General features: G+C 50.7%; 20 protein-coding genes and 3 pseudogenes. 12 read left to right on the forward strand and 11 right to left on the reverse strand.

Annotated features, from left to right (window positions below; all coding sequences use genetic code 11):
- Window positions 1-31: 31 nt before the first annotated feature.
- Window positions 32-3244 (reverse strand): efflux RND transporter permease subunit, encoded by a 3213-nt coding sequence (locus ACTHTQ_RS08865; RefSeq protein WP_440363686.1) that lies wholly within the window; start codon window positions 3242-3244, stop codon window positions 32-34.
- An 11-nt stretch (window positions 3245-3255) separates the two neighbouring features.
- On the reverse strand, window positions 3256-4524 hold the full coding sequence (locus tag ACTHTQ_RS08870) for an efflux RND transporter periplasmic adaptor subunit (RefSeq protein WP_440363687.1): 1269 nt from the start codon (window positions 4522-4524) through the stop codon (window positions 3256-3258).
- A 226-nt stretch (window positions 4525-4750) separates the two neighbouring features.
- Here ACTHTQ_RS08870 and mtrR point away from each other — a divergent pair, with 226 nt between their 5' ends.
- A complete protein-coding gene (gene mtrR / locus ACTHTQ_RS08875) occupies window positions 4751-5386 on the forward strand; it encodes a multidrug efflux system transcriptional repressor MtrR (protein WP_440363688.1) in 636 nt (211 codons plus the stop codon).
- A 65-nt stretch (window positions 5387-5451) separates the two neighbouring features.
- Here mtrR and ettA read toward each other — a convergent pair whose 3' ends face one another.
- A complete protein-coding gene (ettA, locus tag ACTHTQ_RS08880) occupies window positions 5452-7128 on the reverse strand; it encodes an energy-dependent translational throttle protein EttA (RefSeq protein WP_440363689.1) in 1677 nt (558 codons plus the stop codon).
- Window positions 7129-7468: 340 nt separating this feature from the next.
- On the opposite strand from ettA, the gene ACTHTQ_RS08885 reads away from it, so the two are divergent.
- The 5 genes and pseudogenes from ACTHTQ_RS08885 (at window position 7469) to ACTHTQ_RS08905 (ending at window position 12534) form a co-directional block, all read left to right on the forward strand.
- Window positions 7469-8821 (forward strand): SLC45 family MFS transporter, encoded by a 1353-nt coding sequence (locus ACTHTQ_RS08885; protein WP_440363690.1) that lies wholly within the window; start codon window positions 7469-7471, stop codon window positions 8819-8821.
- Window positions 8822-8894: 73 nt separating this feature from the next.
- A complete protein-coding gene (locus ACTHTQ_RS08890) occupies window positions 8895-11153 on the forward strand; it encodes a glycoside hydrolase family 65 protein (protein ID WP_440363691.1) in 2259 nt (752 codons plus the stop codon).
- Between the two features lie 12 nt (window positions 11154-11165).
- A complete protein-coding gene (pgmB, locus tag ACTHTQ_RS08895) occupies window positions 11166-11831 on the forward strand; it encodes a beta-phosphoglucomutase (protein WP_440363692.1) in 666 nt (221 codons plus the stop codon).
- Window positions 11832-12068: 237 nt separating this feature from the next.
- Window positions 12069-12278 (forward strand): annotated as a pseudogene (locus ACTHTQ_RS08900) (endonuclease/exonuclease/phosphatase family protein); the annotation flags it as partial.
- A gap of 82 nt (window positions 12279-12360) precedes the next feature.
- On the forward strand, window positions 12361-12534 hold the full coding sequence (locus ACTHTQ_RS08905) for a hypothetical protein (protein ID WP_440363693.1): 174 nt from the start codon (window positions 12361-12363) through the stop codon (window positions 12532-12534).
- A 2-nt stretch (window positions 12535-12536) separates the two neighbouring features.
- On the opposite strand, the gene ACTHTQ_RS08910 is transcribed toward ACTHTQ_RS08905, so the two are convergent.
- From ACTHTQ_RS08910 to ACTHTQ_RS08930, 5 genes and pseudogenes are all read right to left on the reverse strand, one after another.
- Window positions 12537-13172 (reverse strand): hypothetical protein, encoded by a 636-nt coding sequence (locus tag ACTHTQ_RS08910; protein ID WP_440363694.1) that lies wholly within the window; start codon window positions 13170-13172, stop codon window positions 12537-12539.
- A gap of 14 nt (window positions 13173-13186) precedes the next feature.
- Complete coding sequence (locus ACTHTQ_RS08915; protein ID WP_440363695.1) at window positions 13187-13939, reverse strand: PD-(D/E)XK nuclease family protein; 753 nt, start codon at window positions 13937-13939, stop codon at window positions 13187-13189.
- A gap of 14 nt (window positions 13940-13953) precedes the next feature.
- Window positions 13954-14145: pseudogene (locus tag ACTHTQ_RS08920) on the reverse strand (UvrB/UvrC motif-containing protein); the annotation flags it as partial.
- An 11-nt stretch (window positions 14146-14156) separates the two neighbouring features.
- Entirely contained in the window at window positions 14157-14966 is an 810-nt protein-coding gene (gene murI, locus ACTHTQ_RS08925) for a glutamate racemase (RefSeq protein ID WP_049331752.1), read from the reverse strand.
- Window positions 14967-15027: 61 nt separating this feature from the next.
- Window positions 15028-16257 (reverse strand): multidrug effflux MFS transporter, encoded by a 1230-nt coding sequence (locus ACTHTQ_RS08930; RefSeq protein WP_070591402.1) that lies wholly within the window; start codon window positions 16255-16257, stop codon window positions 15028-15030.
- 243 nt (window positions 16258-16500) lie between these two features.
- On the opposite strand from ACTHTQ_RS08930, the gene ACTHTQ_RS08935 reads away from it, so the two are divergent.
- The 3 genes from ACTHTQ_RS08935 to ACTHTQ_RS08945 all read left to right on the forward strand — a co-directional run bounded on the left by ACTHTQ_RS08935 (window position 16501) and on the right by ACTHTQ_RS08945 (window position 19358).
- Window positions 16501-18030 (forward strand): helicase HerA-like domain-containing protein, encoded by a 1530-nt coding sequence (locus ACTHTQ_RS08935; protein WP_440363696.1) that lies wholly within the window; start codon window positions 16501-16503, stop codon window positions 18028-18030.
- Window positions 18031-18160: 130 nt separating this feature from the next.
- Window positions 18161-18649, forward strand: a complete 489-nt coding sequence (locus ACTHTQ_RS08940) for a GNAT family N-acetyltransferase (protein WP_036472879.1) — start codon at window positions 18161-18163, stop codon at window positions 18647-18649.
- Between the two features lie 208 nt (window positions 18650-18857).
- Window positions 18858-19358: a glycosyltransferase family 9 protein gene (locus ACTHTQ_RS08945; RefSeq protein WP_191620539.1), complete on the forward strand. Its 501-nt coding sequence runs from the start codon at window positions 18858-18860 to the stop codon at window positions 19356-19358.
- A 48-nt stretch (window positions 19359-19406) separates the two neighbouring features.
- Here the strand turns inward: ACTHTQ_RS08945 and ACTHTQ_RS08950 are convergent, their stop codons facing one another.
- From ACTHTQ_RS08950 to ACTHTQ_RS08960, 3 genes are all read right to left on the reverse strand, one after another.
- Window positions 19407-20762, reverse strand: coding sequence for a PFL family protein (locus ACTHTQ_RS08950; protein ID WP_440363697.1), 1356 nt, complete (start codon window positions 20760-20762; stop codon window positions 19407-19409).
- 15 nt (window positions 20763-20777) lie between these two features.
- Window positions 20778-21050 (reverse strand): ACT domain-containing protein, encoded by a 273-nt coding sequence (locus ACTHTQ_RS08955; protein ID WP_440363698.1) that lies wholly within the window; start codon window positions 21048-21050, stop codon window positions 20778-20780.
- A gap of 107 nt (window positions 21051-21157) precedes the next feature.
- Window positions 21158-22303 carry a polyamine ABC transporter substrate-binding protein gene (locus tag ACTHTQ_RS08960; protein ID WP_440363699.1) on the reverse strand — a complete coding sequence of 382 codons (1146 nt, stop codon included), beginning with the start codon at window positions 22301-22303 and terminating at the stop codon, window positions 21158-21160.
- A gap of 329 nt (window positions 22304-22632) precedes the next feature.
- Here ACTHTQ_RS08960 and ACTHTQ_RS08965 point away from each other — a divergent pair, with 329 nt between their 5' ends.
- The 3 genes and pseudogenes from ACTHTQ_RS08965 to ACTHTQ_RS08975 form a co-directional block, all read left to right on the forward strand.
- A complete protein-coding gene (locus ACTHTQ_RS08965; RefSeq protein WP_004520487.1) occupies window positions 22633-23169 on the forward strand; it encodes an RNA pyrophosphohydrolase in 537 nt (178 codons plus the stop codon).
- A gap of 68 nt (window positions 23170-23237) precedes the next feature.
- Window positions 23238-25223 carry a DNA topoisomerase IV subunit B gene (parE, locus tag ACTHTQ_RS08970; RefSeq protein WP_440363700.1) on the forward strand — a complete coding sequence of 662 codons (1986 nt, stop codon included), beginning with the start codon at window positions 23238-23240 and terminating at the stop codon, window positions 25221-25223.
- A gap of 74 nt (window positions 25224-25297) precedes the next feature.
- Window positions 25298-25374: pseudogene (locus ACTHTQ_RS08975) on the forward strand (helix-turn-helix domain-containing protein); the annotation flags it as partial.

Here is a 25374-nt window from a genome sequence, read left to right on the forward strand (position 1 = left end):
CCGTCTGAAAAGTTTTCAGACGGCCTTTGCTTTAGTGCTTGTCTGAATCGTGTTTACCGTCTTCAATCATGCCGGCTTCAGCGGCGTGTTTGGCGGCCATCTCATGCTCGTGTGCAGTTTCTTTAAAGAATTTGCGCACAACCACATAGAACAAAGGCACAAGGAACACAGACAGAATCGTACCGATCAACATCCCCCAGAACACGGTCGTACCAATTGCACGTTGGCTGGCAGAGCTGGCACCGCTGGCAACATAGAGCGGTACCACACCCAAGATGAAGGCGAACGAAGTCATGATAATCGGGCGGAAACGCAAGTGTGCGGCGGCAAGTGCAGCTTCAAGCGCGCTCTTACCTTGCGCTTGCAGGTCTTTGGCAAACTCGATAATCAAAATCGCGTTTTTCGCACTCAAGCCCATTACGGTTACGAAACCGACTTGGAAGTAAATATCGTTGGCGTATGCCGGAATACTGCCCAGCAGTGCTTCAAACATGTTGCGGCCAGTTACGCCCAATGCCGCGCCAATCAAGCCCAACGGAATCACAAGGATAACCGCCAACGGGATAGACCAGCTTTCGTACAAAGCAGCCAATACCAAGAATACAGCGGCAGCGGCCAATGCGTACAACATGACAGTTTGCGAGCTACCCTTGGCCTCTTCACGAGACTGACCGCCCCATTCCAGACTGTAACCGCCGCCCATGTCATCAACCATTTGCTGTACCGCAGCCATGGCCTGACCGGAAGACACACCATTAACAGGCGAGCCGGAAAGCTCCATTGCAGGATAACCATTGAAGCGGACGCTTTGTTCCATACCGTTTTCCCAAGAAACAGTAGCAATGGTAGAAAGCGGTACGGCAACGCCGGATTTGTTCGGCACGGTCAGGTTCAGAATATCGGCAGGCTGCATACGGGCACTCGCATCAGCTTGTACCATCACGCGTTGCAGACGGCCTTGATTCGGGAAGTCGTTTACATAAGACGAACCCAGCGAGGTCGCCAACGCAGTACGGATATCAGAGAATGAAATACCTTGTGCGGCGGCTGCAGAACGATTGATGTCGATTTTCAACTGCGGCGCATCTTCCAAACCGCTCGCACGAACGGTACTTGGGTTAAACAAACCGCTTTTGCGCATTTTGTCAATCAGCTCATTGCGCTTGGCCAACAATGCAGCATGGCCGCTGTTGTTACGGTCTTGCAGGTAAATCGTCAAGCCGGAGCCTGTACCCAATTCCATAATGGCAGGAGGCACAATCGCCAAACCGAAACCGTCTTTCAGCGTAGCCATCATCATGCCGGTCAACTTACCGGAAATAGAAGTTGCATCGCTGCCCGGAGCAGTACGTTCGTTCCAGTCTTTCAGAATGACAAAGCCCAAAGCCATGTTTTGACCGGAACCTGAAAAACTGAAGCCGGAAACGGTAATGATGTTCTCAATCTCAGGTATAGATTTTGCCAGTTGAGTGATTTGAGCCAAAGTTGCATCGGTACGCTCTTTGGTAGCACCGGCAGGCAACTGCACGCTCAACATCAAGTTACCTTGGTCTTCAGACGGCAAGAAGGAAGTCGGCAGACGCATAAACAGGAATACGCCCACAACAGTCAAACCAATATAGACAACCATCATGCGCAAAGTCTTACGCAAGACTTTGGCAACCCAACCTTCGTAGCCGTGTGTCCAGTTGTCGAATTTCTTGTTAAACCAACCGAAGAAACCTTTTTTCTCTTCGTGATGACCATTCTGAATCGGCTTGAGCATGGTGGCACACAATGCCGGAGTCAGCGTCAAGGCAAGGAATGCGGAGAAGCCGATCGATGCCGCCATAGTCAGGGCAAACTGTTTGTAAATGTTACCGGTTGCACCGCTAAACATTGCCAGCGGCACAAATACGGACATCAACACGGCAGTAATACCGATCACCGCGCCGGAAATCTGACCCATCGCTTTTTTGGTTGCAGCCTTAGGCGACAGACCTTCGCTCGCCATAATACGCTCAACGTTTTCAACGACCACAATCGCATCATCGACCACAATACCGATCACCAATACCATCGCAAACATGGTCAATACGTTAATCGACATACCCATGTATGAGATGAAGGCAAAACCGCCCAACAGGGAAATCGGCACAACAATGGTCGGAATCAATGTATAGCGGATGTTTTGCAGGAAGAGATACATCACCAAGAATACCAATACGATGGCTTCCAAAAGTGTGTGGATCACTTTCTCAATCGAAATTTCCACAAATTTGGAAGTATCGTAAGGAACTTTCCAGCTCATGCCGTCTGGAAAATACTTCTGCAAAACCGCCATTTTTTCTTTCACGGCAGTCGCCGTTGCCAAAGCGTTACCGCTGTTAGACAACATCACTGCCATACCGGTGGTATTCACACCGTTCAAGCGGGTGGAAGAAGAATAGTCCTGCATACCCAAGCTGACTTTGGCAACCTCTTTCAGATAGACATTAGAACCATCTGTATTGGATACCAAAATGATGTTGCCGAACTCTTCAGCCGTACTCAACTGACCTTGCGCTGTAACGGTTGCCGAAATGGTCTGACCTGCAGCCGCCGGTAAAGAACCGATAGATCCTGCAGAAATTTGGATATTTTGAGTAGCCAGTGCGTTGGTTACCGTCCCAAAAGACAGGTTGTAGTTTTGCAGTTTTTTCGGGTCAACCCAAATACGCATAGCGCGTTGCGCACCAAACAATCGAACCTGACCCACGCCGTCGATACGTTGCAGCTCAGGCACGATATTGCGTTGCGCGTAGTCATTCATCTCCTCAATGGATTGCCTTTCGGAAGAAAGCATCACTACTTGCAAGAAGTTGGAACGCGCCTTAGATACGGTTACACCATATTGTTGTACTGTAGAGGGCAATGTGGACAATACTTCAGACAGTTTGTTCTGTACGTCTACTTGTGCCAAATCTTCATTGGTTTCCGGTGTAAACGTCAGACTGACGCTGCCGTTGCCGCTGGAATTGGCAGAAGTCGTCATATAGTCCAAACCTTCCACACCGTACATATTACGTTCGATAACGGCCAGCACGCTGTCTTCCATTACCTGAGCAGAAGCGCCCGGATAAGTAGCGGTCAAAGTAATGGTCGGCGCTGCAACGGACGGATATTGGGAAATCGGCAGCTTTTGAATGCCGAAAATACCCGCTGCGATGATAAAAATCGCAATCACCCATGCAAAGATGGGACGGTCAATAAAAAACTTAGACATTCACGCGTTCCTTATTTGGCTTCAGATGCAGCTTTAGCTTCAGGCTTGGCCTCGGATGCAGCCTGGCCGTCTGAAACTGCCGGTGTTGCTGCCGCAGCGTTTGCAGGCGGAGTCCATTCTTTCGGCGTTACCTTTTTAGCACCCGACATACCGGCAATGCTGATGCCTTCAACAATCACTTTATCGCCGTCTTTCAGGCCGTCTGTAATAATCCAGTTGGTACCTTGCTGTTGGGCAACGGTTACGACACGCGCTTCCATTTCGCTCTTGTCATTCACCACCATCACCGTATCTTGCGAACCACGGGTAACTGCCTGTTGCGGCACTACAAATGCATTATCCACTGCCACTTGCTCCATCAACACGCGCACATACAAGCCCGGCATCAAGATATTTCTGTCGTTAGGAATGGCGGCGCGCAAGGTAATTTGACCGGTCGTTTCGTTGACAGTCGGATCTGCAAACAGCAGACGGCCTTTTTCAGGGTAAACCGTACCGTCGTCAAATTTGATATCCACTGCAATCGCGCCGTTTGCCGCCAACAATTTGCCTTCGGCAACCTGTTGACGCAGTTTCATGACCTCACTCGCAGATTGGGTAATGTTGACATACATCGGATTGGTTTGTTGAATGGTGGCCAAAACAGTAGTATCGCCGGAATTGAGCAATGTACCTTCAGAAACTTTAGATTGACCGATGAAGCCAGAAATCGGCGCAGTAATGCGGGAGCGGTTCAGGTTGATACCGGCAGATTTGATGGCTGCTTGAGCGGATTTGACGCTTGCCTCTGCTGAACGCTTGGCCGTTACGGCCGCATCATATTCTTGTTGGCTGATGGCATCGGCGGCAACCAGCGGTTTGTATCGGGCCAGGTCGGCATTCGCTTTGGCCAAAGTAGCTTGCGCACTCGCCAACTGGGCGCGTGCGCTTTCTAAGTTTGCTTCATAAGTTGAGCTGTCGATTTGGTACAAAGGCTGACCGGCTTGCACATAGCTGCCCTCTTGGAACAGGCGTTTTTGCAGAATACCGCCGACTTGGGCGCGAATTTCCGCAGTACGCAATGATTCCAGACGGCCCGGCAACTCGGTTGTCAATGCAACGGTTTCCGGATGCACAGTGACCACGCGCACTTCAGGCGCAGGTTGTTTTTGCTGTTGCTGACTGCCTTGCGCCTGTTGGCCGGCTGCTTTTTCATCGCCTTTGCCGCAAGCGGAAAGCGCCAACGCAGTAGCTGCTGCAATTGCCGCAACACGCATCATTTTAGAAGCATAAAGAGCCATAATTTTCCTATCTCTATGATAAATAAGGGTTTGACTAATTAAAAATTGATTACTTTAATCTCATATTTCACAAGCAGAAATTGCCTGTTTTTATGAAAAACAGGCTGATTATATAGTGTTGAGAAACACTATCAAGTACTAAATTAAATTATACATACATTCTTGCATGTTCAGAAGTAATTTTTTATAATCCGCACCATAAATTTACATTTCCTACAAAAAAACCATGAGAAGCACCAAAACCGAAGCTTTAAAAACCAAAGAATATCTCATGCTTGCCGCATTAGATACGTTTTATCAGAAAGGCATTGCCCGCACTTCGCTCAACGAAATCGCCCAAGCCGCAGGCGTAACGCGCGGCGCGCTGTATTGGCATTTCAAAAACAAAGAAGATTTGTTTGACGCTTTGTTCCAACGGATTTGCGACGACATCGAAAGTTGCATAAAGGAGGATTCAAACAACAATAACGAACAGGCTTGGTCAAGCTTCCGCCTGACCCTGACCCGTTTTTTCGAGCGCCTGCAACACAACGAGCTTCACTATAAATTCCACAGCATTTTGTTTTTAAAATGCGAACACACCGAGCAAAACGAGGCGGTCATTGCCATCGCTAAAAAACACCAATCACTATGGCGTGAAAAAATTGTTGCCGTCCTGACTGATGCGGTACAACAAAAAGCGTTGGCGGATAATTTAGATACCGATATGGCGGTCATCTTCATCAAGTCTTCATTAGACGGCTTGATTTGGCGCTGGCTTTCTTCAGGTCAAGGTTTCGATTTGGCGCAAACCGCCCCCCGCATGATTGAAATCATCATTGATACATTGGAAAACCATCCGCAATTAAGAAAACAATCATAAACATCAAAAATAAAAGGCCGTCTGAAACTTTTAATGTTTCAGACGGCCTTTTGGTTCAAACCTAATTAACGTGTTACCGGTTTGTAACGGATACGTTTCGGTTTCGCGCCCTCTTCGCCCAAACGGCGTTTCTTATCTGCTTCGTATTCCTGATAGTTGCCGTCAAAGAACACCCATTTAGAGTCGCCTTCACAAGCCAAGATATGCGTAGCGATACGGTCGAGGAACCAGCGGTCGTGCGAAATGACCATCACGCTACCGGCAAATTCCAACAATGCGTCTTCCAACGCGCGCAGAGTTTCTACGTCGAGGTCGTTGGACGGTTCGTCCAGCAGCAAGACATTGCCGCCGCTCAACAAGGTTTTTGCCAAGTGCAGACGGCCGCGTTCGCCGCCCGACAATTGACCTGCGATTTTGCTTTGGTCGCTGCCTTTGAAATTAAAGCGTCCCAAATATTGACGGGCAGGAATTTCAAACTGACCAACCTGTAAAATGTCGCGGCCTTCGGCGATGTTGTCGAACACGGTTTTATCGTTTTGCAAACCTTCGCGGCTTTGGTCAATCAGGCTCATTTTCACGGTTTGGCCGATTTTCACTTCGCCGGAATCAGGCTGCTCTTTGCCCGAAATCATTTTAAACAGCGTAGATTTACCCGCGCCGTTCGGACCGATGATGCCAACAATCGCGCCCGCAGGCACTTTGAAGCTCAAATCGTCAATCAGCACTTTATCGCCAAACGACTTGGAAACATTCACAAATTCAATTACTTCGTTACCCAAACGCTCGGCGACGGGAATAAAGATTTCCTGCGTTTCATTGCGTTTTTGGTATTCGTAGTTGCTCATTTCTTCAAAACGAGCCAAACGCGCTTTGGACTTAGCTTGGCGGCCTTTGGCATTTTGGCGCACCCACTCCAATTCCTGCTTCATCGCTTTCACGCGCGCGGCTTCGGATTTCGCCTCGTTTTCCAAGCGTTTTTCTTTCTGCTCCAGCCAAGACGAGTAATTGCCTTTCCACGGGATACCGTGTCCGCGGTCGAGTTCCAAAATCCATTCGGCGGCATTGTCGAGGAAATAGCGGTCGTGCGTTACTGCAACGACTGTACCAGGGAAGCGTACGAGGAATTGCTCCAGCCATTCCACCGATTCCGCGTCCAAGTGGTTGGTCGGCTCATCAAGCAAAAGCATATCAGGCTTGCTCAACAAGAGTTTGCACAAGGCAACGCGGCGTTTTTCACCACCGGACAAATTGCCGATTTTGGCATCCCAATCAGGCAGGCGCAACGCGTCGGCAGCGATTTCCAATTCATGCTCTGCACCGCCGCCGGTAGACGAACCCACCGCAATAATCGCTTCCAAACGGCCTTGTTCTTCCGCCAACGCGTCAAAATCCGCATCAGGATTGGCGTACTCGGCATACACTTCTTCCAAGCGTTTCTGCGCGGCAGCCACTTCGCCCAAGCCGCTTTCCACTTCCTCGCGCACGGTTTTTTCAGGATCAAGCTCAGGCTCTTGCGGCAGATAGCCGATTTTAATGCCGCCCATTGGTACGGCTTCGCCCTCAAATTCTTTATCCACGCCCGCCATAATCCGCAGTACAGTAGATTTACCCGCACCGTTCAAACCGAGCAAACCGATTTTTGCACCGGGGAAAAATGAAAGGGAAATGTCTTTAATAATGGTTTTTTGCGGCGGCACAACCTTGCTCACGCGCAGCATAGAATAGACGTATTGTTGGGACATAGTTTTCTCGTTTCCGTCAAACAAATTTCAGACGGCCCATTTTAACCTATTGCCCAAATACTTGCTTGTTCAAATGCCGTCTGAAAATAGAAATAAGCATCAAAATATACACCGAGCCGAACCGATACCCTCATTGCCTTACGGTATCAATGCCAAACCGCAGAAAATTTGATTTAAGCCAGTTTATCCTTGAACTGGCATTGCCAATATCCGGCGCACTTCATAAAATGCACCCATATCCTTGAAAGTACGCACACAAACAATAACGACAGAGAACACCACACCAAGGAACATTTCAGATTTCTCAATAAAAATACTTTTTAAAAAAAGGATTTACCTCATGTCGGAACATACGCAAAAAACAGCAAAACAAGGTTTGCCGTCACTGGCAAAAAGTACGATTTGGATGCTGAGCTTCGGCTATCTCGGCGTTCAGACGGCCTTTACCCTGCAAAGCTCGCAGATGAGCCGCATCTTCCAGACGCTCGGCGCCGACCCGCACAGCCTCGGCTGGTTCTTTATCCTGCCGCCGTTGGCGGGGATGCTGGTGCAGCCGATTGTCGGCCATTACTCCGACCGCACTTGGAATCCGCGCCTGGGCGGCCGCCGTCTGCCGTATCTGCTTTACGGCACGCTGATTGCGGTCATCGTGATGATTTTGATGCCAAACTCGGGCAGCTTCGGCTTCGGCTATGCGTCGCTGGCGGCCTTATCGTTCGGCGCGCTGATGATTGCGCTGTTGGACGTGTCCTCCAATATGGCAATGCAGCCGTTTAAGATGATGGTTGGCGACATGGTCAATGAGGAGCAGAAAAGCTACGCCTACGGGATTCAGAGCTTCTTGGCGAATACGGGCGCGGTTTTGGCGGCGATTCTGCCGTTTGTGTTTGCGTATATCGGTTTGGCGAACACTGCCGAGAAAGGCGTCGTGCCGCAGACCGTGGTCGTAGCATTCTATGTGGGCGCAGCCTTACTGATTATTACCAGTGCGTTCACCATCTTCAAAGTCAAAGAATATGATCCGGAAACCTACGCCCGTTACCACGGTATCGACGTGGCTGCAAATCAGGAAAAAGCTAACTGGTTCGAACTCTTAAAAACCGCACCTAAAGCGTTTTGGACAGTCACTTTGGTGCAATTCTTCTGCTGGTTCGCCTTCCAATATATGTGGACTTACTCGGCAGGCGCGATTGCAGAAAACGTTTGGCAGACAACCGATGCCTCTTCCGTAGGCTATCAGGAAGCGGGCAACTGGTATGGCGTTTTGGCGGCGGTACAATCCATTGCTGCCGTTATCTGCTCGTTTATTCTGGCAAAAGTACCGAATCAATACCATAAAGTCGGTTATTTCGGTTGCTTGGTTTTAGGCGCGCTCGGTTTCTTCTCTATCTTCTTCATCCACAATCAATACGCATTAATCCTGTCTTATACCTTAATCGGTATTGCGTGGGCAGGTATCATTACCTATCCTTTGACGATTGTAACCAATGCCCTCTCCGGCAAACACATGGGTACTTATTTGGGTCTGTTTAATGGCTCTATCTGTATGCCTCAAATCGTCGCCTCCCTGCTGAGCTTTATCCTCTTCCCTATGCTGGGCAGCCATCAGGCAACCATGTTCTTGGTTGCAGGCGCAGTCTTGCTGCTGGGAGCCTTCTCAGTATGTCTGATTAAAGAGACCCACGGCGAATAATCCATCCATACCGTCGACAAAGGCCGTCTGAAACCTTTACCGAACTTACAATTTTAATAACAGGAGCTTTACGATGTACACAAGAATCATGGAAATCAGCCCTTGGACGCTGCGTTCGGCAAAACTGGAAAAAGAACACAAACGGCTGCAAGAGAGCCTGACTAGCTTGGGCAACGGCTATATGGGTATGCGCGGCAGCTTTGAGGAAACCTACTCCGCCGACAGCCACTTGGGCACCTACATCGCCGGCGTGTGGTTCCCCGACAAAACCCGCGTCGGCTGGTGGAAAAACGGCTACCCCAAATATTTCGGCAAAGCCATCAACGCGCTCAATTTCAGCAAAGTTAAAATCTTTGTCGACAATCAGGAAGTGGACTTAGCGAAAAACGATGTTGCCGATTTCTCCGTCGAACTCGATATGCAGCACGGCGTGTTGCGCCGCTCGTTCACCGTATTCGGCGTGCGTTTCGATGTGTGCAAATTCCTGTCCGTCGCGCAAAAAGAACTGGCTCTCATCCGCTGGGAAGCCGTATCCGTTGACGGCAAAACCCACCAAGTCCGCATCGATTCCATCATCGACGCCGACGTGAAAAACGAAGACTCCAACTACGAAGAAAAATTCTGGCAGGTATTGGACAAAGGTGTTTCAGACGACCGCTCCTACATTGCCACCCAAACCGTCGCCAATCCCTTCGGCGTGGAACAATTCATCGTCAACGCCGAGCAAACCTTCGCCGGCAGCTTCAAAGCCCTCGGCGGCAGCCAAACCGACTGGCAGGTCTCCAATTCTTTTGAAGCCGAAGTCGGCAGCACGCCCGAAACCTTTGAAAAACGCGTGATTGTTACCACCAGCCGCGATTATCAAGGCTTGGAAGCAGTGAAAGCCGCAGGCCGCGCCTTGTCGGAAAAAATCGCAGGCGTTGCGTTTGAAACCTTGCTGGACGCGCACAAAGCGGGCTGGCTGCACCGCTGGGAAATTGCCGACGTGGTCATCGAAGGCAGCGACGAAGCGCAGCAGGGCATCCGCTTCAACCTGTTCCAACTGTTCTCCACCTACTACGGCGAAGACGCGCGCCTGAACATCGGCCCCAAAGGCTTTACCGGCGAAAAATACGGCGGCGCGACCTATTGGGACACCGAAGCCTATGCCGTGCCGCTTTACCTCGCACTGGCTGAACCCGAAGTTACCCGCAACCTGCTGCAATACCGCCGCAACCAACTGCCGCAGGCGCAACATAACGCGCGCGAACAGGGCTTGGCGGGCGCACTCTATCCGATGGTAACGTTTACAGGCATTGAGTGCCACAACGAATGGGAAATCACCTTCGAGGAAATCCACCGCAACGGCGCGATTCCTTACGCCATCTACAACTACACCAACTACACCGGCGACGAAAGCTATCTTGCCAAAGAAGGCTTGGAAGTCTTGGTCGAAGTATCCCGCTTCTGGGCGGACCGCGTCCACTTCTCCAAACGCAACGGCAAATACATGATTCACGGCGTAACCGGTCCGAACGAATACGAAAACAACATCAACAACAACTGGTACACCAACACCCTTGCCGCATGGGTATTGGATTACACCAGAGAAGCCTTGGCGAAATACCCGCGTCCGGATTTGAACGTGAGCGCCGCCGAGTTGGAAAAATGGGCGGACATCAGCGCGAATATGTACCGTCCGCATGACGAAGAACTCGGCGTATTCGTCCAACACGACGGCTTCCTCGACAAAGACATCCGCCCCGTGTCCGCGCTTTCGCCCGACGATTTGCCGCTCAACCAGAAATGGTCGTGGGACAAAATCCTGCGTTCGCCCTTCATCAAACAGGCGGACGTATTGCAAGGCATCTACTTCTTCGGCGACCATTTCAATATCGACGAAAAACGCCGCAACTTCGACTTCTACGAACCGATGACCGTGCACGAAAGCTCGCTGTCGCCGTGTATCCACGCCATCCTCGCCGCCGAACTGGGCAAAGAAGAAAAAGCCGTGGAAATGTACCAGCGCACCGCCCGCCTGGACTTGGACAACTACAACAACGACACCGAAGACGGCCTACACATCACCTCCATGACCGGCTCGTGGCTCGCCATCGTCCAAGGTTTCGCCCAAATGAAAACCTGGGGCGGCAAACTCAGCTTCGCACCGTTCCTGCCGAGTGCGTGGACAGGCTACGCCTTCCACATCAACTACCGAGGCCGTCTGATTAAAGTCGCCGTCGGCAAAGAAAACGTGGTCTTCACCCTGCTCAAAGGCGAGCCGTTCGATTTGCAGGTGTATGGCAAAGACATCACGCTCAACGGCAGCCACACCGTTGCATTGGAAAAATAAGGAGGGCGCAAAATGACTTTTACCGCAGTCTTATTTGACCTCGACGGCGTCATCACCGATACCGCCGAATACCACTACCGCGCATGGAAAAAGCTCGCCGAAGAACTGGGCATCAGCATCGACCGCAAGTTTAACGAGCAGCTCAAAGGCGTGTCGCGCGACGATTCGCTCAAACGCATCCTCGCGCACGGCGGCAAAACCGTCAGCGAAGCCGAGTTCGCCGAACTGACCCGCCGCAAAAACGACAACTACGTCGAGATGATTCAGGCAGTCAAACCCGAAGACGTGTATCCCGGCATTTTGCCGCTGCTGGAAGCATTGAAAGCAAACGGCAAAAAAATCGCCCTCGCGTCTGCCAGCAAAAACGGCCCGTTCCTGCTGGAACGCATGGGGCTGACCCACTTCTTCGACGCCGTCGCCGACCCTGCCGCCGTCGCGCATTCCAAACCCGCCCCCGACATCTTCCTCGCCGCCGCCGAGGGCGTGGGCGCGGATATCCGCCAATGCATCGGCATCGAAGACGCCGCAGCAGGAGTAGCCGCCATCAAAGCCTCCGGCGCCTTGCCTATCGGAGTGGGCAAAGCCGAAGACTTAGGCAGCGACATCGCGCTGGTGTCCGGCACCGCCGAGCTGACCTACGCCTACTTGCAAAACGTGTGGGCACAGTCGGGCAGGTAAAATACTAAGGAAGTAAAAAGGCCGTCTGAAAACTGGATTTCAGACGGCCTTTATTCTAAAAGTTTCCAGACGACGTTTGAGGTCTTCTGAAAGTTTGAAACAGTGGTGAGAACGACAGACAACGCGTGCGTGCGTACCGCACACACCCTACACCTCGGTTTTAAAGTTTGTGCCGCCGCAGGTAAGGTGTGTGGCACAGCCACGCACGCGGTTGGTGGAGATGCAGGCTACGGCTTGCTGCGAAAAATCCACCCCGAAGGCGCGTTCTACACCTGGTTCGACTACCGCGGCGCCATGTTCCAACGCAAACTCGGCCAGCGCATCGACCACATCCTCAGCAGCCCCGAACTCGCCGCTACCCTTACCGATGTCACCGTCGACCTAGAAACCCGCGCCCAAGAACGCCCCAGCGACCATGCGCCGGTAATCGCCGAGTTTGACTGTTAGATTTTGAAGCAATATGAACAATAAGGCCGTCTGAAAACTGGATTTCAGACGGCCTTTGCGCTAAAAAGTTTTCAGAGAACGTTTGAGGTTGTCTGAAAGTTTGAAACAATGGTTTGAACAGCAAAAAACGCGTGCGTGCGTACCGCACACACCCTACACATCGTTTTTAAAGTTTGTGCCGTTCGCAGGTAGGGTGAGTGGCGTAGCCACGCACGCGGTTGGTATGGATGCAGGCTGCTGCCTGTTGAGATATTAAGTCTAACTTTCTTGTGATTTGAAATGCTGCATTAACTCTTTGGCAATATCATCAAATACAGCTTGATGATTTTTTATTTTGTCTAAAGCATCAGAAAGCGGCTGCAAAGCCTGATCCTCATAATCAGGGTATTCTTCAATCAACAGTTTTAAGTCAAGTTGGATAGATAAAAAAATTGTACGGTGTTCACTTGATCCCACTATATATTGAAACCCCACTTCCTTTAATTCAGGGTAATTTGCAAATTGATCTTGCATAAATTGCTTGGCTGTTTTGGCGGTAAAATTAAAATAATCTTGATTAAATCCAAAATGAATACCGTACTCGATAGTCTCACCATTGTCATATTTGGCAATGCCTGTAAAAGCACTTAACCAGCTATAATCAATATCTATATTAGATTTTTTATTATCATATTTTTCACTCAAACAATACCAGATAGCATCTTGATTTTTTTTGTTACCAGGGTTTTTATGCCACCCGCTATTTTTCTTAAAATCCTCATACCAAGCGTTAAACTGATTTTCAATTTTCTCGTAAAACTGGACATCTATTTGTACCAAAAAACTATAAGATTTTTCCAACATTTCCAAGTTACTTAAAACTAACTTACCCAGTTCTCTTTCTACATTTTCCATAAATATTCCTTTCTTCAAAGGGTTTCAAAATGGCGAGCCAAAGATAAAAATATCATTTTTCGAAAACTTTGTGCTTGATTCAATTCGTCATAGATAGTTTTTCTTATACTTTTAGCAATATCTTTCCAGCTTAAAACTACTACCTGCTTATGTAGGCTTTCATCTAAGGGGAGATAGCATCCTCTAGTCAGATACAATAAACATTTATGCGGTTCAGAAGATTTGTCCAAGATATCCTGATACCTTTTTAATTGGCTTGTTTTACCGTCATACATTTCAGCAGCATCCACCTTCGCCTCAATTATCAAACGGCAATTTCGGCTCTTAATATCAATATCAAAACGTTCCGAAATATTGCCACATTGTAAGGTTTCCTGATTAGTGGAGAAGCTTTCTTGCGTCAAATATGGAATAATTTCAGCAATACTGGCTTGTTGATTCAAATTTTCAAGCAGATTGAGTAGAAATTTTCTCCCAAATCCGTGATCTGCATGCATATCAAGCAGCCAGCACAATACTTTGCAATTGCGCACTTCATAGCGACCGAACTCTGCAAATTGCCAGATATTCATGGTCATACCACTGGATTTTAACTGTTGATAAGCTATATCAAATTCTTTCATAAAGGTCTGAAATTCAATATGTAAAATAGCCTTGGAATCATCAATGGTTGGTATGTTTTTTTTGCTCAGCAACAGTAAAGAATTTAAGCGATTAAATTCATTTAAAAAATGATTAAGCTGATCAATTAAATTATGTGTTCCCATGTACTTCTTTCTAGTCACTCAGCCCCAAAAAGTAGATTCTCTTTAATCCCCCGAATCCTATCCTGCAACACAGCCGAATCTTCAAACTGCAAATCCCTGGCCGCCTGCTGCATAGCTTTTTCCAATTTCGCGATTTCTTTAATTGCGTCTTCATCGTTGTGAATCTCGCCGACTTTAACCTTATTTTTACCTTTCAGACGGCCTTTAATATTTCCAATCAACCCAACGTTACCATCTCAATCTGTTCCATACTCCTACCCAAGAAGCGTTCGCCGATGGTGCGGAAGCGCAGTGGGATATCGCTGACGTAGAAGCGGTAATCCGGATTGTCGTTTTCTGTATTCAGCAAACCTGCTTGCGCTAAGGCTTTGGCAGTGGCTTCGGCGGTGGTGATGGCGGAATCGACCAAGGTAACGTTTTGTGCTTCACGGCCGATAAGCGGTTTGAGCAGTGGGAAGTGGGTGCAACCCAACACCAGCGTGTCGATGTCGTCGGCCAAGAGTGGCTTCAGGTATTCGCGCACGGTCAGGCGGGTGACTTCGTGATCGAGCCAGCCTTCTTCCACCAATGGCACAAGCAGGGGTGCGGCTTGCGTGCGCACCAGCGTGTCGTTGTTTTTCGAATGGATGGCGCGCGCGTAGGCATTGCTGTTGACGGTGGTATTGGTCGCGATAATGCCGATTCGGTTGTTTTTGGTGGTTTGCAAAGCGGCTTCAGCACCGGCGGAGATCACATCCAATACAGGCATATTGCCTGCTTTTTGGCGGATTTTCTGTCCGGCAACGGCGGCGATGGTGTTGCACGCGATAACCAGTGCTTTGACATCGTTTTCCAGCAGGAAATCAACAATCTGCATGGCGAAGGTTTCAATGGTGGCTCGGGATTTGGTGCCGTAGGGAACGCGTGCGGTATCGCCGAAATAGATGATGTTTTCCATCGGCAGGCGTTCCATCAGGGCGCGGACGTTGGTCAAGCCGCCGACGCCGGAATCGAATACGCCGATGGGGCGTTGTTTGCTGGTACTCATGGTTAATTTCTTCAATATAAAGTTGAGGCCGTCTGAAACCGTTTTTCAGACGGCCTGAAGGTTAAACATATTCTTTTTTATCGTTTTCCACCCAAGCCTGATGCGAGCAAACCCACAACAGCACGATACCGCACACGGTCGAGCTCAACATCATACCGGCCATCACCAAGGCGGAACCATTATGCAGCCAAGTCGTTGCCATGCCGACCGATGCGCCGATAAGGGATTGGAACACGCCTAAAACCGCATTTGCGCTGCCGCCCTCTGCGCTGAAATAGCTCATAAAACAGGCCTGAGTGTTCGCACCGACCAAGCCTTGCGTACCGACTGAAAACATCACACATGGCACTAAAGCCCACAAAGGCGGCAGAGACAGTGACAACACCAAAACCGTCATCAACAGATTGGCGGCGAATTGGACGATAATGCCCCATTTGAGGATGTTTTGCGGATGTGTACCGGTTTTCAAACGCCATGCGGTAACGCGGTTAAACGACATCATGGTAATGATATTGAGCGCAAATATCCAAGCATATTGGTTTGGTGAAACATGATACAGATGTTGGTACACAAACGACGATTCGGTCAAAAAGGCAAACATCGAACCAAAACTGAAAGCTTGGAAAAACAAATAGCCCATCGCGGCGCGCGTCCTCAAAACGCGTTTAAACCTGCCGGCCACCACGCCGAACACGTCCATGCTGATTTTACCTTTTTGGTGCGGCTTGGGCAGGAAATACCACATCAAACCCCAAAGCAGCAGCGAATAGCAGGCCAGAAAGCCGAAAATCATGCGCCAGCCGCCCAAATTCTGCAAGCCAGCACCAATCATCGGCGCCATCAATGGCACAATCATCAGAATAATGCCGATTAAGGCAAACATCTGCGCGGCTTTGCGTCCGGAATAATAATCGCGCACCATCGCGCCGGAAATCACCACGGTCATCCCCGCGCCAAATGCCTGCAAGGCACGCAAGTTCAGCAGCTGCTCGACATTATTCACCATCGTCAAACCGACAACGGCGGCAAAGTAAATGCTCAAGCCCACCAAGGCGACAGGTTTGCGGCCTTTAATATCCGAAATCGAACCGCCGACCACCTGACCAAACGCCACGCCAAACATAAAAAAGCTCAGGCTTTGCTCAATGCGGTGGATGTCTGAACCCAGCGACTTCGCCATTTCGGGAATCGCAGGCAGATAAGCATCGACAGAAAACGGCATCAGCGCGACCAACATCGCCATCAGCACGGCCATGGTTTTTTCACCCAAAGGGGCTTGTTGTGCAGTCATTCCGACTTTCGCTTTCGTAAAAAATATTCAAAAAACAAAGAAAACAACCGCCTTGTCAGACGGTTGCGGATTGGATGAAATTATAGCAGATTTCAACCTTGTCCAATCACTGCAAAAAAACCCTTGCAAAACTTAAGGCCGTCTGAAACTTTGCTTGGTTGAATCCCCTCGCCGCAAACGTTAAAATGCTTGTTTTTTTTAAGACAACAAATTGTTTCACATCACGGATTCTAAGGAATAATCATGACTACATTTCAAATTGCGCGTGCCGACGGGAAAACGCTCGAAATCCAAGGCAAAATGGCCAACCGCCACGGCTTGATCGCCGGTGCGACCGGTACGGGTAAAACCGTTACCCTGCGCCGCATGGCTGAAGCCTTCAGCAGCGAAGGCATCCCTGTATTCTTGGTCGATGTCAAAGGCGATTTGTCGGGCATCACGCAAGCCGGTGCCAACAGCGGCAAAGTGGGCGAACGCATTGCCGAGTTTGATTTGGGTGAACAATGGCTGCAAAATTTCCCCGTGCGCTTTTGGGATGTTTACGGCGAAACCGGTATTCCCGTACGCGTCACCGTTTCAGAAATGGGCCCTATGCTTTTGGCACGCCTGATGAATCTGAACGACACGCAAGAAGGCCTGCTCAACCTCGTATTCAAAGTTGCAGACGACAGAGGCTGGCACATTCTGGACTTAAAAGACCTGCGCAGCATGTTAAAACACGTTTCCGACCACGCTTCGGAATACCGCACGCAATACGGCAACGTTTCTGCCGCCAGTATCGGCGCGATTCAACGCCAACTGCTGACTTTGGAAAACGAAGGCGCAGAAAAATTCTTCGGCGAACCTTCCCTCAACCTGCAAGACTGGATGCAAACCGACAACGGCAAAGGCATCATCAACATCCTCAACTCCGAAAAACTGATGCGCTCGCCGCGTATGTACAGCGCGTTTTTGCTGTGGATGCTGGCAGAATTGTTTGAAACCCTGCCCGAAGTCGGCGACTTGGACAAACCAAAATTCGTGATGTTCTTCGACGAAGCGCATTTGATGTTCGACAATGCCGCCAATGCACTGGTCGAACAAATCGAACAAGTCGTGCGCCTGATCCGTTCCAAAGGCGTGGGCGTATATTTCGTTACCCAAAACCCGCTCGACTTGCCCGATACCATTCTCGGCCAACTGGGTAACCGCGTGCAACACGCCCTGCGCGCTTTCACGCCGCGCGACCAAAAAGCAGTCAAAGCCGCCGCCGAAACCTTCCGCAGCAATCCAAACATCAAAGTTGCCGAAGCGATTGCCGAACTCGGCGTCGGCGAAGCCCTCGTTTCCTTCCTTGATGAAAAAGGTATGCCTGAGCCGGTAGAACGCGCCCTCATCCTGCCGCCGCAATCCGCCCTGACCCCGCTTGCCGCAGAAGAGCGCAACCGTTTGTTCCAAAACGACGATTTGTATCCAACCTACAAAGACATGGTGGACAACTACTCCGCTTTTGAAGCATTGGCCGAAGCAGATAGCCAGGCTGCCGCTGAAAAAGAAGCCGCAAATGCCGCCAAAGAACAGGAAAAAGCGCAAAAAGCTGCAGAAAAAGAAGCTGCCAATGCCGATCCCGGCATCCTCGGCGGACTGATCGGCGGCTTAAGCGGCGGACGTAAAAAATCCGGCCAAGGTTTGGGCTACAACGTTGCCGACGCCATCGGCAGCCAAATCAACCGCCAAGTAACCAACGCCATTTCCCGCAGCGTAATGGGCATTATTAAAAATATGTTCAAATAATCAGCCTGCAAACATACTGCCTTTATTGCAATAGCCGCAAGTCGGATACTTGTATCCGACACCTTGCTTTCAGACGGCCTCAAAGCAGCCTGAAAACAAGCCAAGTGCCCGCCAAACAGGAAAACACGCCATGCCCCAAACCGTTACCCTTGTGCTGTACGACCCCGCACACGCCGCCGATTTGGACTACCGTCTGCACGGAGAGCAAGCACAATACTCGGTTTCGCCCCAAGAGCGGCTGCAAAACGGCCGGTTCGCCGCGCCCGACTGTTTGGCCGTAACCATTTTGTGCCAAAACCGCCCCATCGGATTTTTCATCCTTGATAAAGGCAGCGACCGCCTTACTTACAGCGCCAACCCCCGCGCCGTATTGCTGCGCTCGATGTCGGTCAACCCCGCATATCAGGGTCAAGGCTGCGCCCGCGCGGCGCTGGCTGACGATAAATTGGCGCCGCTCATCCGCAGCATATTGCCCGACTGCGACGAAATCGTGTTCGGCGTACACCACGCCAACCGCGCCGCCATCGGCCTGTACCAAAGCTGCGGATTTGCCGATACGGGGCGAACCTTTATGGGCACAAAGGGGCTGCAATATATTTACAGCAAAACGATTCGGTAAAAGGCCGTCTGAAAAACTGAAAACGACCGGTTTCCAACTCCCTCTCCTGCGCTCGCGCGGGGGAGGGTTGGGGAGGGGGTGGCGTTTCACAGAAACGCTTTGCCGCCGCCTCGTAATGTTCCCGAAGCCGCAAACGCCCCCACCCTAGCCCTCCCCCGCAAGCAGGAGAGGGAACGAATAGGCCGTCCGCACCCAAAAGACCCCAAAAATGACCGCTAAAACCCTGTTCAAAGCCATCAAAAAACGCCTGCAAACGCTGCGCATCCGTGCGGGCAAGGCGTGGCTCGACCGTGCGCCGGTGCCGTCTGAAAAGCCGCTTGCGCCGGAGAATATCGGCGGCATTCTGTTTTTGCGCCAAGACGGCAAAATCGGCGACTACATCGTCAGCTCGTTTGCCTTTCGCGAAATCAAAAAATCCGCGCCGCACATCCGCATCGGCGTGGTCTGCACCGAGGCCAACCGCAGCCTGTTTGACGCCAATCCGCATATCGACGCGGTGCATATTGTCCAAGCCAAAAGCAGCCGCTCGTATCGGGAAACCGGCCGCTCGATTGCAGGGCAATATGATGTCGTTATCGATCCCACCGTATTGGTGCGCAACCGCGATTTGGTTTTAATCCGCAGCATCAGCGCGCCCTACAACATCGGCTTTGCCAAAGAAAACTACCACATTTTCAACCGCAACATCGCCGATAAAAAACAGCATTAAAGGCCGTCTGAAAATCAATTTCAGACGGCCTTTTATTTATCAATCCAATCAGTTTTTCATCGATTGAACCGGAGCCGGGATTCTACCGCCTCGGTTGACGAACACTTCGCATGAGCCTTCTTTGACCGGCATTACAGGCGCGTGGCCCAACAGGCCGCCAAACTCAACGCTGTCGCCGACGGTTTTGCCGGTTACCGGAATAATACGCACGGCGGTGGTTTTGCTGTTGATCATGCCGATGGCGGCTTCGTCGGCGATGATGCCGGAAATCGTGTGCGCAGGCGTGTCGCCGGGAACGGCAATCATGTCCAAACCAACGGAGCAGACGGCTGTCATGGCTTCGAGTTTGTCCAGTGTCAGCACACCGGCTTCGGCAGCCGCAATCATGCCCTCGTCTTCCGAAACAGGGATAAATGCGCCGCTCAAACCGCCGACCGCGCTGGAAGCCATCATGCCGCCTTTTTTCACAGCATCATTCAGCAATGCCAAAGCCGCTGTCGTGCCGTGCGTACCGCAGACGCTCAAACCCATTTCTTCAAGAATGCGTGCCACTGAATCGCCGACTGCAGGGGTTGGCGCCAATGACAAGTCGAGAATACCAAACGGGATATTCAGCATTTTTGAGGCTTCGCGGCCGATGAGTTCGCCCACGCGGGTGATTTTGAAAGCTGTTTTCTTCACTACTTCCGCAACTTCGGTCAATGTCGTTGCATCTGAATTTCCCAACGCGGCTTTTACGACACCCGGGCCGGATACGCCAACATTGATAATGGCATCCGCTTCGCCCGAACCATGAAACGCGCCCGCCATAAACGGGTTGTCTTCCACTGCATTACAGAACACAACAATTTTGGCGCAGCCGAAACCTTCGGGCGTGATTTCGGCCGTGCGTTTGATGGTTTCGCCTGCCAGCTTGACCGCATCCATATTGATACCGGCACGCGTACTGCCGATATTGATGGAGCTGCACACGATATCGGTAGTCTTCATCGCTTCGGGAATAGAACGGATCAGCACTTCGTCCGAAGGAGACATGCCTTTTTGCACTAACGCGGAAAAGCCGCCGATAAAGGACACGCCGATGGCTTTGGCAGCCTTGTCCAAAGTCTGCGCCACACTGACGTAAGAGTCGGCTTTGGTCGCCGCCGCGATTTGGGCAATCGGCGTAACCGAAATACGCTGATTCACAATCGGTACGCCGTATTTGGCAGACAGATATTTTGCCGTCGCCACCAACTCCTTGCCGACTGTAGTGATTTTATTGTAAATATTTTGGTTCAACACATTGATATCGCTGCTGATACAGTCGTGCAGATCAATGCCGATGGTAATGGTGCGCACGTCAAAATTCTGGTCGGCCACCATTTTGACGGTTTCTAAAATCTCGCCGGATTGAATACTCATGGCTCTCCCTCCGACTTAAATACGGTGCATGGTTTGGAAAATTTCTTCGTTTTGCATGCGGATATCAAGCGCGAGTTTTTTGCTCTCTTCCGCAAACAAATCCAAAACTTCTTGACGCGATTTGGTGCATTTTGAAGTGTCCACCAAAATAATCATGGTAAAAAAATCGTCCATCAGCTGTTGGCTGATATTGAGAATATTGATTTGGTTTTCGGCTAAAATTTTGGAAACGTCGTACACAATGCCCACACGGTCTTTGCCGATGACGGTGATGACTGAATTGTTCATAACGCTGTTTCTCCTTATAGGATATTTGAAAAGTGTTGACAATTATAACACTCAGGCCGTCTGAAAAACTGTTTCAGACGGCCTGAGTATTCAAATTTCAATTTTAATTATCGCCCTGCTTTCAAAGCCTGCCACAAGCGAACGCTGAGTTTGCTCGCATCGGTTGACTTAGGCGAAACGATGAAACTTTTTTCCATCAATTCTTTATTCGGGAAAATCGATGCATCGGATGTGTACTTTTCATCCATCAAATCACGCGCAGGACGGCTGGCCGGAGCATAAGTCACATAGTTGCCGTTTTTGGCCGCCGTTTCCGGATTGAGCGTGTGATTGATGTATTTGTGTGCATTGGCCACATTTTGCGCATCACGCGGAATCATCAGCGAATCCACCCAAATACCGACGCCGCTTTTCGGTGCCAACACTTCGACTTCGACGCCGTTTCCGGCTTCTTTGGCACGGGTTTTGGCAATATTGAGGTCGCCGCCATAACCTACCGATACGCAAAGATTACCGGCCGCCATATCGTCGATATAGCCGGACGAAGTAAAGCGTTTGATATCGGGACGCACTTTTTTCATCATTTCAACAGCAGCTTTGATGTCGTCAGGGTTTTCGCTGTTCGGATCTTTGCCCAAATAATGCAAAGCCAAAGGAATCTGCTCGATGGCGCTGTCGAAATAGCTGATGCCGCAGGTTTTCAGCTTTTGGGTGTATTCAGGGTTAAACACCAAATCCCATTCGTTTTCAGGCAACTTGTCCGTACCCAAAGCCTTTTGAACCTGCTGTTTGTTAATCGCCAGTGTATTGATGCCCCAGAAATAAGGGACGGCATATTCGTTGCCCGGATCGACGGCTTCCATCATTTTCAACAAATCAGGATCGATATTGGCGTAATCGGGAATTTGCGATTTGTCGATTTTTTGATACGCGCCGGCTTTAATCTGACGGCCGACATTGGCAATAGACGGCGCAACCAGGTCATAACCCGACTTGCCGGTCAGCAGCTTGGCTTCCAGCGCTTCGTTGCTATCGTAGTAATCGTAGCGGACATTGATATTCGTATTTTTTTCAAACTCAGACAGCGTGGCCGGATCGACATAATCCGACCAGTTGTAGATATTGAGTTTATCCGTTTGAGAGGAAGAAGTTTGAGTTTGAGATGCGGAAGATTCTGCGGCGGTTTCTTTTCCACCGCTACACGCAGTCAAGACGAGGCTCACGATTGCCGCCGCCATCAAAGATTTTTTCATGGTTTCAGACCTTTTGTTCGGGGGGGTAAAAATATTGCAGCGGTGGCAGATGCCACTTACAAAAGGGAAACTGTGGGGGCGGCCGGCATGTGTCCTTTGCCCTTGATTCAGCAAGGTTTGCATTAAACGGCAAAAAGCTTTTGAATGCAAGACCTTAAAGCAGAAAAAATTTTCATTTTTAAGACGGCCTGAAGCTATGGTTTTATTCATAAACAACATTTTTTCAGAAACGGTTTCATGCCGTCTGGAAAAAACTGTGGGCTTATTCAGACGGCCTCAAGATTTGTCAAAACCGCCCAATTTGTGGGAAAATTGCACGATTGAATTTAATGAAGGGCGACACCGTGTTAGACAGAGAAGGCTATCGCCCCAATGTCGGTATTATCCTGATTAACGAACGTAACGAAGTCTTTTGGGGTAAACGCGTACGCGAACACTCATGGCAGTTTCCGCAAGGCGGCATCAAGCCGGGCGAAAGTCCTGAGACCGCCATGTACCGCGAATTGTACGAAGAAGTCGGCCTGTTACCGCAACACATCAAAATCGTTGGCCGTACGCGCGACTGGTTGCGTTATGACGTACCCAGCCATTGGGTGCGCCGTGAATGGCGCGGTTCGTATCGCGGACAAAAACAGATTTGGTATCTTTTGCGCTTGGTCGGCCGCGATAGCGACGTCAACCTCCGCGCCTGCCACCATCCTGAATTCGACGGCTGGCGCTGGCACCAATACTGGGCGCCGGTTGACGAAGTCATCGACTTCAAGCGCGGCGTGTATTTGGACGCATTGACCGAACTCTCCCGTTTCTTGCGCGGCATAGAAAGCTATGAAGACTTTATCCGTCGCAATCCAATAGAAAACCTATAACCCAAACGCTTTCAGGCCGTCTGAAAGCGTTGTTTTTCATCTTTTCAGACGGCCTTTACATTATTCCTATGGCTAAAAACAATCAATACAGCGAATCCAGCATCACCGTCCTCAAAGGCTTGGAGCCGGTCAAAGAACGTCCCGGCATGTACACACGCACCGACAGCCCGACCCACATCTGCCAAGAAGTCATCGACAACGCGGCGGACGAGGCGTTGGGCGGTTTCGCGACTGCAATCGACGTGCAAATTCATGAAGACGGTTCGCTTTCCGTCCGTGATAACGGACGCGGCATTCCCGTCGGGTTGCACCCTGTCGAAGGCGTACCCGTGGTCGAACTCGTGTTTACCCGTCTGCACGCGGGCGGCAAGTTCAATAAAAAAGACGGCGGCAGCGCGTATGCCTTTTCAGGCGGCCTGCACGGCGTGGGTGTATCAGTCACCAACGCCCTCTCCACCCGCCTCGAAGTAACCGTCAAACGCGAAGGCAAAATCCACCGTATCGTGTTTGCCGGTGGCGATGTGGTCGAACCGTTGGCGGAAGTGGGCAAATGCGCCGTCAAAGACAGCGGCACCGAAGTGCGCGTCTGGCCGGACGGCAAATATTTTGAAAGCCCGAATTACAGCATTCCCGAACTCGAACGCCTGCTGCGCGCCAAAGCCGTGCTGCTGCCTGGCGTGCGCGTTTCCTTGACCCGTCCGGTCAAAGGCGAAGACGAAGCGCACACCCAAACTTGGCATTACCCCGATGGTCTGAAAAGCTATCTGACCGACCTGATTGCCGACGCGCAGGAAGCCGTACCGCTGTTCTCCTGCGAAAACTACATTTCAGACGACCACAACGGCGATTTCAGCATTGGAGAAGGTGCCGCGTTTGCCCTGACTTGGCTGGAAGAAGGCTCGTGCGCCAACGAAAGCTATGTCAACCTGATTCCCACACCATTGGGCGGCACGCACGAAGCAGGCTTGAAACAAGCCGTGTTCAACGCCGTAAACAACTTCATCAATCTGCACAACCTCTTACCGCGCGGCGTTAAAGTGCAAAGCGACGACGTGTTCGGCAAAACCGCCTTCGTCCTCTCCGCCCGCGTCCTCGACCCGCAGTTCCAAGGTCAGACCAAAGACAAACTGACCAACCGCGACGCGCTGAAACTCGTCGCCGCCGTATCGGGCGACCCTTTGGAATTGTGGCTGAACCAAAACGTGGACTTCGGCAAAAAAATCGCCGAACTCGCTATCCGCCAAGCACAAGCGCGGATGCGTTCGGTTAAAAAAATCGAAAAGAAAAAAGGCAGCGGCGTCGCCGTCCTGCCCGGCAAACTGACCGACTGCGAAAGCGAAGACATCCGTGAAAACGAACTCTTCCTCGTCGAAGGCGATTCCGCCGGCGGCTCCGCCAAACTCGCCCGCGACAAAGCCACACAAGCCATCCTACCCCTGCGCGGCAAAGTACTCAACAGCTTTGAAGTCCACCCCGACCAACTCTTCGGCAACGCCGAAATCCACGACATTTCCGTCGCCATCGGCGTCGATCCGCACGGCATCAACGACAATCCCGATTTAAGCGGCCTGCGCTACGGCAAAATTGCCATCCTATCCGATGCCGACGTGGACGGTTCGCATATTCAAGTTTTGCTGCTGACCCTGTTCTACCGCCACTTCCCGAAACTGGTCGCCGACGGACACATTTACGTCGCACAGCCGCCGCTGTTCCGCGTCGATGTCAACGCACAAGGCAAAAGCAAACCCGCCCGCAAATTCTACGCCCTCGACCAAAACGAACTCGACAGCATTTTGGAGCGGCTGCAAAAAGAAGGTGTCAAAGAAACCGCCTACTCCATCAGCCGTTTCAAAGGCTTGGGCGAGATGAACCCCGACCAGCTCAAAGACACCACCATGCACCCCGACACCCGCCGCCTGTTGCAGGTACAAATCCCCGAAGGCGCGGATGACGAAACACGCGACATCTTCGTCAAACTGATGGGCAAAGGCGAAGCCGCTGCCCGCCGCGCATGGATGGAAAAAGAAGGTGATACGGCAGAATTGGATATTTAATCTATTGTTTCAATAGACTAAAGGTGTAGAAACTAGTAGCGTTGTTTACAGTATTTCCAGGAGAATACTGAAATATGAACATGCACAAAAACACCCGTCTCACCCCTCACCACCGCCAAGCCATTTGGCTGGCCTACACGCAGGGGAAGGA

Source organism: Neisseria sp. P0020.S003, from assembly GCF_051957095.1.
GTDB lineage: Bacteria > Pseudomonadota > Gammaproteobacteria > Burkholderiales > Neisseriaceae > Neisseria > Neisseria subflava.